Origin of the sequence: Malonomonas rubra (genome assembly GCF_003247215.1) — a bacterium.
Classification (GTDB): Bacteria; Desulfobacterota; Desulfuromonadia; order Desulfuromonadales; family Geopsychrobacteraceae; genus Malonomonas; species Malonomonas rubra_A.
This window is the reverse complement of sequence record NZ_QKAP01000101.1, coordinates 1-7,510: the sequence shown is the minus strand read 5'-3', so window position 1 is coordinate 7,510 and position 7,510 is coordinate 1. Positions and strand designations below refer to the sequence as shown.

7 protein-coding genes are annotated in these 7,510 nt (G+C 51.0%); all 7 read left to right on the top strand.

Annotated features, from left to right (window positions below):
- The first annotated feature begins 54 nt into the window (after positions 1–54).
- Positions 55–1,263: a type II secretion system F family protein gene (locus Q7J88_RS10810; protein WP_303722213.1), complete on the top strand. Its 1,209-nt coding sequence runs from the start codon at positions 55–57 to the stop codon at positions 1,261–1,263.
- A gap of 54 nt (positions 1,264–1,317) precedes the next feature.
- On the top strand, positions 1,318–2,997 hold the full coding sequence (locus Q7J88_RS10805; RefSeq protein ID WP_369682017.1) for a GspE/PulE family protein: 1,680 nt from the start codon (positions 1,318–1,320) through the stop codon (positions 2,995–2,997).
- A 1-nt stretch (position 2,998) separates the two neighbouring features.
- Positions 2,999–3,901 carry a type IV pilus biogenesis protein PilM gene (pilM, locus tag Q7J88_RS10800; RefSeq protein ID WP_303722211.1) on the top strand — a complete coding sequence of 301 codons (903 nt, stop codon included), beginning with the start codon at positions 2,999–3,001 and terminating at the stop codon, positions 3,899–3,901.
- A gap of 124 nt (positions 3,902–4,025) precedes the next feature.
- Positions 4,026–4,466: a PilN domain-containing protein gene (locus tag Q7J88_RS10795; protein WP_303722210.1), complete on the top strand. Its 441-nt coding sequence runs from the start codon at positions 4,026–4,028 to the stop codon at positions 4,464–4,466.
- On the top strand, positions 4,467–5,039 hold the full coding sequence (locus Q7J88_RS10790) for a type 4a pilus biogenesis protein PilO (protein ID WP_303722209.1): 573 nt from the start codon (positions 4,467–4,469) through the stop codon (positions 5,037–5,039).
- Positions 5,036–5,857 carry a hypothetical protein gene (locus Q7J88_RS10785; RefSeq protein ID WP_303722208.1) on the top strand — a complete coding sequence of 274 codons (822 nt, stop codon included), beginning with the start codon at positions 5,036–5,038 and terminating at the stop codon, positions 5,855–5,857. Before Q7J88_RS10790 ends, Q7J88_RS10785 begins: the two co-directional genes overlap by 4 nt.
- A partial coding sequence (locus Q7J88_RS10780) for a secretin N-terminal domain-containing protein (protein ID WP_303722206.1) occupies positions 5,850–7,510 on the top strand: 1,661 nt, incomplete at its 3' end. The genes Q7J88_RS10785 and Q7J88_RS10780, both read left to right, overlap by 8 nt.

Here is a 7,510-nt window from a genome sequence, read left to right as displayed (position 1 = left end):
TTTTTATAACTTTTTAATACGAAATATCATGAAAATATGATAGATTTCAGGGATATGCCTAGCTACTTATGTAAAATTGGTACATCGGATGGACGGGTTGTTGAGCGCGAGTTTGAGGCGGCCAGCAAAGAACAGTTGCGCGCGAGTCTCGAGGAACAGGGCTTCTCGGTTTTCGTTGTGCAGTCACGCCCGTTTCAGGCCCTGGTTAAATCAGGAGCAGTAAATAGACGCTTCAAGGGACGGCAGTTTCTGACCTTTAATCAGGAGCTGCTGGTGATGATCCGCTCGGGGTTGCCAATCCTGCAGGTTCTCGATACGTTGCTCGAACGCATGGAGCCAGGAGCGTTTCGTAATGCACTGCGGGATATTCGTGAAGACGTACGGGGAGGCAGTGTTCTTTCAGAGTCGTTCGAGAAGTTCCCGCAGTTTTTCCCTTACCTTTATGTGGCGGCTATCAAGGCGGGAGAGCGTACCGGAGATCTCCCGGTGACGCTCGAGCGTTTTATTGCCTATCAGAAAAGAGTCGAGGCGGTACGCAGTAAAGTGCGTGAAGCCTCTTTTTACCCGGCTTTATTGGGGTTTGTAACGATATCGGTGCTGTCGTTTTTGATTTTATGGGTTGTGCCTCGTTTCAGTCAGATTTATATCGACTCTGCCACCCAGCTCCCCTGGGTGACTCGAGCCCTGATCGGTTTTTCGGGCGGTGTTGTGAAGATGTTGCCGTTACTCGTTTTGATAATACTATGCGCCTCAGTATTTTTTCGTTTCTGGGTCAGTACGGAAAAAGGTCGGTTGCTGTTTGATCGCTTGAAGCTCAAGCTCCCTTTTTTCGGGGCTCTGCAACTCGAATATGCTCTGTCCGGATTTTGCCGCACGCTTGCGACGGTGTTGACCAGCGGTATTCCATTGGTCACGGCGTTGCAGATGAGCCGCGGAACGCTCAACAATCGACTGCTGGAAGACAAGCTGCTCACGGTGACCCATGCTGTTGAGGAGGGTGGCGAGTTTGCAAGGTCGCTCGAGGGGACAGAGGTCTTCCCGATTCTGGCTTTACGAATGATCGGTGCGGGAGAGAAAACCGGCGCCCTTCCCGAGATGCTGCTTGAGGTGTCCAGCTATTACGAGTCTGCAGTCGAGCAGCGGCTTGAGCGCCTGACTTCGATGATCGAGCCGTTGATGATGTTGGTCATGGGGTTGATGATCGGAGGTGTTGTAATTGCAATGTATATCCCGATTTTCCAACTGGCCGGGACGGTACGCTGATCTGGAGGCGATGTGAAGTTTCAACGACGAAAAATTGGTGAGATCCTGGTGGAGATGGGGGCAATAGCTCCGGCTGAGGTCGAGCTGGTGCTCGAGCAGATGGGAACCTCTGGGCGGCGTTTCGGACAGACGGCCGTCGATCATGGCCTGCTCAAGGACGAGACCCTTGCCCAATCACTGGCAGAACAGTTTCAACTCCCCTACGTCGCCCTTGATGATTTTCAGGCCGACCCCGAGTTGTTGGCCTCTCTTCCGACCGGCACCCCCATGCAGTATCATTTTCTTCCACTTGAGCGTAACGAGCGTGGGCTGGTTATCGCAATTGATGATCCTACCCAGGTCGAGGAATTTGACAACCTCGAGACTATGCTGGGCGAGAACCTGATCCTCAATGTGGCCGCCCGTTCCAAGATCGAGCGATTACTGGAGCGAGCCGAGGGCTCAAAAAGGGTGCTCAAAGAGGTTTCAGAGGACTTCAAGCTTCAACTGGTCAAGGAGACCGAGAAGGGTGAGGAAGTTCTCTCAATCGAGAAGCTGACCGCCGATACCAGCCCGATCATCCGCTTGATTGATTCGACGCTCTTCGACGCCCTTAAAAAAAGGGCCAGCGATATCCATATCGAATCGAACCAGGACGGTGTCATCATCAAGTATCGTGTCGACGGGGTCTTGTATCGGGCTACGGAGCCTCTCGACCTTCGTTTTCAGGGGCCGATTATCTCGCGCATCAAGATTATGAGCGAACTTGATATTTCCGAACGACGTATTCCTCAAGATGGCCGCTTCAAGGTTCGTCTGGGTGAAAAGTCGATTGACTTTCGTGTCTCGATCATGCCGAGTATTTTTGGTGAGGATGCGGTTATTCGTATTCTCGACAAAGAATCGATTGCCGCCGATCTCAAAGGCCTAACACTCGAAGTGTTAGGTTTTCCCGAGCGTGAGTTGCCCCGCTTCAGACGTATTATCCGTGAGCCGTACGGGATGGTCCTGGTTACCGGTCCGACAGGGAGCGGGAAAACGACGACGCTGTATGCAGCCTTGACAGAGATCTTCAACGAGGAAGACAAGATCATCACCATCGAAGATCCGGTTGAGTATCAGCTGAAAGGGGTCGTACAGATCCCGGTAAACGAAAAGAAAGGACTCACTTTTGCGCGTGGGTTGCGCTCAATTTTACGCCACGACCCGGACAAAATTATGGTCGGCGAAATTCGTGATCCGGAAACCGCTCAAATTGCGGTACAGTCTGCGCTGACTGGACACCTGGTCTTCACCACCGTGCATGCCAACAATACCTTCGATGTCCTGGGACGCTTCCTGCACATGGGGCTGGACCCATACAATTTTGTCTCCTCGCTGAACTGCGTACTTGCACAACGGCTGGTGCGCCGCTTATGCGATCATTGTCGCGAAGAAGTTGAGTATTCAGACGCTGAACTGATTGAAGCTGGAGTCTCTCCAGAAGACGTCGCTGGTCGAACACTCTACCACGAAAAAGGGTGCCGTGAATGTAATGGAGTCGGGTTCCATGGCCGCAGCGCTATTGTCGAGTTGCTGGAGTTGGACGACGAGCTACGCGAGATGATTATGCAGAGAACGCCGATTTCGCAGCTTAAAAAGTCCGCGCGGAGCAAGGGCTCGGTTTTCCTGCGCGATTCGGCGGTTGAAAAATTTGCAGCCGGCATCACCTCCCTGCGAGAGGTAAACCGGGTTACATTTGCGGAGAAAGGTTAACGTGAAACGTCGTACTTTTCTGGGGCTTGATCTTGCCTCACATAGTTTTAGAGCCGTAGCCCTGCGCCGTCATGGCCGCGACACGGAACTTGCCGGTGCTCGTCTTTTAAATCCTGCGCCGGAGGTTATTCGTTTTTCATCGCGTGAACCTAACTTGGTTGATCGTTTCCGTTTTGTCTCTCAGGTCCGAGAGATTCTTGCCCCCTTGGCGGATCGTGAAGAACGTATCGTATTGTCGTTACCTGATTGCACCGGGCGAACACTTCTGACTGAAGTAGAAACTGTTTTTAAAACCCATCAGGAAGGTGAAGAGATTCTCAAGTGGCAGCTAAAGAACAGCCTCCCCGGCGAGCCTGCTTCTACACATATCGATTTTCAGTTTGTCGGGCAGACCGATGCCGGAAAACAGCGCGTCTTGGTGGCGGCGATCCGCTCAGACATTCTCACGGAGTATGAAGACGCGCTCGAAGAAGCGGGTTACGGAGCGGTCCTGATCGATTTTCATGCCATGAACCTGTACAACTATTACCGGCCGCGTTTCACTCTGGATGAGTCGTTCGTATTGGTTTCTGTTGACGGAGAATCCTTGTCGATTCACTACAATGTTCAGGGGCATCCGGTCTATTTCAGGGCGAGGTCGGTAGTGCAGGAGGCTGAGAGCGTCTTTCAGGAGCTCAGCCGGACCCTGGTGGCTGTTTGCAGGACCACTCCGCAGTTGCGCAAAGCTGCAGTTTTTATGCACTCCGACTGGGAGCATGAAGATGCATTGCGCCAAGCCCTAGAAGGATGCTTTGAAAAAGAGGTGCAGACACTCGATTTGCAGAAACACGCTACGATTACAATGAGTCATGCTCAACCCCAGGTACTCGCTGCCGCTATCGGGGCTGCTGAAAGGTTGATGTGAGATCATGAAACCTGCGATCAATCTCTCGACACGGACCTATATCAATCGACGGGCTCTAAAATTCGGGATTCTCGTGGCTATCTCGGCTTTAGCCGTGTGGCTTTTTGTCGCTGGGTATTTATTGGTGCGGGATACATCTCACCTGTCCGATGTGCAACAGAAAATTGAAGAATTGAATTCTCAGCGAGCTGAATTGCGCGGACAGGATGGCGAACAGGTCGGTGCCGAGACGCTCGATCTCCGTTGGGCGGAGGTCGCATTTATAAACCAACTTCTGGAGCGAGACAGCTTCCGCTGGACTGATTTGCTCAGTAAACTCGAAAAGCAGGCCTTCAGCGGCGTGGCGGTTAAATCGATCAAACCGGACTTCAAGGACAACTCGCTTGAGCTCAGTGGTTATGCTCGTGAACTCTCGCACTTGCGTAAATTCATCGATAACCTCATTTCATCAGAAGAGTTTTCCGAGGTCTATCTGTTAAAGCAGAGCCAACAGAAAATCAAGGATCGTGATGGTCGAGAAAGAAAGGCTATTGCTTTTGAACTTCTGTTGGTGCAGGGGACATAAATGCGCTTTTCTCAAATCCGTAAATACGCGCTGACTATATGGCAAAGCGAGCCACGCCTCTTAACGGCCTGTCTGGCTTTTGCAGTTCTTAATCTACTGCTCTTCGTTGTTATGTCCTATTTTGTTTCGCCGGCAATCAACGATGCGGAGCGGAGCATGATCGGTCTGCAATCCGAAGTCCGCCGCATGGGATCGGGTGGAGCTCCAATGTCCTTGCCGAAACTTTATCGCAAGGCTGGAGATGATATCGCGCGGGTTCACGCATTGATCCCGAGTCGAGAAGCATTGTCTGATCTGGTACTCGACATCTCGCGTCTTGCTGATAAGGCCGGCTTCGAGATCGAGAGTGTTTCGTATAAGCCGGAAAAGGTCGAAAAGTTTGCGTTGCTTGGTTATTCATTATCCTTTACGGTCAGTGGCCGATATCGACAACTTAAAAAATTTGTACATCTCTTGGAGGTTTCGCCCCGAATTGTCATACTTGACAGTATCAGCCTTGCAGAGGGGCAGGATGAAGAGATCTCCATGCAGATTAAACTCACGACATATTTCCGCGAGGGAGGGAGTGAATGAAGCGTAAAAAGCTCCTGCTGATAATTCTCCTCGTGGTGCTGCTTCTGGCGCTGTTTTATGCCTACTTTGCCTCGCCCGGTTCACAACGGCTTGATACAGGTCGACGAGAACGGGAAACAAGGACCGGCGCACTCAATCAGGATGCACGGGACAAGATGGTCAAGCTTGAGCTTCTTGACAGGGAGCCCGAGCCGTATGAGGGTGTGCAACGCGATCTTTTTGGCGATCTGTTTCCTCGTCCCAAGGTTGTTCCGCCGCCACCACCGAAGCCAGTGGTCAAACGGCCGGTACCGGTACCGGTGCCGATCATAAAGCCGTCGCCGGTTGAAATTGTTCGTCGTGATCTGGCCCGCTTTACGTTCATGGGCTATTTGCGCAAGCAGGACAGCTGGACAATTTTCCTGTCGTCGAACGGCGAAATTTTCCTGGTTCAGGAAGGAAGCAGATTTGGTCGTAACGATCAGTTTCATGCCGTGCAAATAACCCCGGAGCAGCTCGTGATTGAGCAGTCGACTCAAGGACGCATTGTGATTCCGTTGGTAGAGAAACAGCCTCTGGTCCCTTCGAGCCTTCCATCTGCACCTTCCGGTGCGACAGGCAGAAGTGCGCCTGAAAGCCCCGAATTTGAACCTGCGGAGCAACCGAACGTGCCTGTGCAACCGAGATCGCCCGGGCAACCGAACTTTCCTGGGGCTTCTGCTCGTCCGTTCCGCTCAAATCAGTTTGGGGGGGTACTCAATCCGCCTGCAGGCGAAGCTATACCCGAAACCCCTACGACACAATTGCCGTCTTCGAGTAACGAGGTATCCAATGAATAAACACATCACTTTTCTTCGCCTGATTTTCCTGGGTGCTGTCGCCGTAATACTTTCCGGTTGCTCCGGTTATTTTGCCTATCAAGAGGGGCTTGACCTTGATGCCGAAGGGCGATTCGGAGAGTCAACAACCAAGTTTTACGAGGCGGTCAAGGAAGATCCGGATAACATCGAGTATCGCATCCAACTTCAGAAATCGCGGGAAATGGCTGCTTATGAAGCAGTGAAAGATGCAGAGCAACTCGAAAGTGAGGGGCGATTGCAGGAAGCGCTTGTTGCCTATGATAAAGCATATTCCTTCGATCCATCTCAGGATGTCGCTCGCCTCAAACATGTAGAGATCCAACGAAAAATTGATCTGCAAATGATGGTCAACGATGGTGAGCAGTTGTTTAGGGAACGGAAGATTGCCCTGGCGCGCCAGATCGTGACCCAGGTTCTTAACATGGATCCCGACTTCAAGCCGGCTCAGGACCTTTCCGCGCGGGTCAGTGCGGTCCATAAAACGATGGTCGCCGGCCAGGAGCTTGAGCTCAGCTCAAGTGAACCGATCACCCTCAAGTTCAAGAAAACAGACATCAAAGATGCCTTCAGTGTCATCTCGCGGTTGTCAGGAATTACCTTTATTTACGATGAGGATATCCGCAGTAAGACCTTCACGGTTTTTCTTGAACAGGCAACCTTTGCCCAGGCCCTTGAGCTGTTGTTGAGATTGAATCAGCTTGAAATGAAGGTGCTCAATCCCAAGACGATTCTGATCTATCCGAATACCCGCGACAAGAAGAAGCAATACGAAGATCAGTTGGTGCAGATTTTCTACTTATCGAATATTGATGCCAAGAAGGCCGTCAATCTTTTGCGGACTATGCTGACCCTGCGTAAGGTTTATGTACATGAAGAGTTGAACGCTCTGGTGGTAAGGGATACACCGGTGGCTATTAATCTTGCACGGCAGATCCTTGAGTCTGCCGACAGGGCTGATTCTGAAGTAGTCTACGAGTTGGAATTGCTTTCGGTAACGGTCTCTGACGATATGACATTTGGTCCTGCGCTCTCTACGTATGGTGGACAGGTCGGTATTGGAAACAAGGAAGGTAATATTATTGCCAATGCTTTCAGTACTGAATCTACTGCAGCGGTTACAACAACAGGGTTGATTAATTCACTCAATGGGCTCGAAGGTTTTTATACCCTGCCGTCCGCATCATTCGCGATGACAAAAGCGGCGAATGACACTGAATTGCTTGCTAATCCCAGGGTTCGAGTGAAAAACATGGAGAAGGCCAAAGTCCATATCGGTACGCGTGAACCGGTCATTACCGTTACGACAAGCGGGACAGACCAGGTATCAGAGAATGTTCAATATGTCGATACTGGTATTAAGCTAGATGTAGAACCTGATATCCAGTTGGATGGTACCATCGTAACAAAGGTTTCCTTGGAAGTCAGTGAAGGGGCTAAGGTTGAATACACTGGGATTAAATCGGTTCCCTTACGCATAACGACTACCAATGCATCAACTGTTTTAACCTTGAAAGATGGGGAGCAAACCATTATTGGTGGTTTGTTGCGTAAAGACAAAACGGAGGGCAAAACAGGTCTCCCCTTTCTTAGTGACATCCCTTTAATAGGCTGGCTCCTTTCAAGAAACACGGA

Bases quoted from the DNA above. Each gene is read 5' to 3' on its own strand.
- Q7J88_RS10810 (WP_303722213.1), top strand. From the start codon at position 55: ATGCCTAGCTACTTATGTAAAATTGGTACATCGGATGGACGGGTTGTT.
- Q7J88_RS10805 (WP_369682017.1), top strand. From the start codon at position 1,318: ATGGGGGCAATAGCTCCGGCTGAGGTCGAGCTGGTGCTCGAGCAGATG.
- Q7J88_RS10790 (WP_303722209.1), top strand. From the start codon at position 4,467: ATGCGCTTTTCTCAAATCCGTAAATACGCGCTGACTATATGGCAAAGC.
- Q7J88_RS10785 (WP_303722208.1), top strand. From the start codon at position 5,036: ATGAAGCGTAAAAAGCTCCTGCTGATAATTCTCCTCGTGGTGCTGCTT.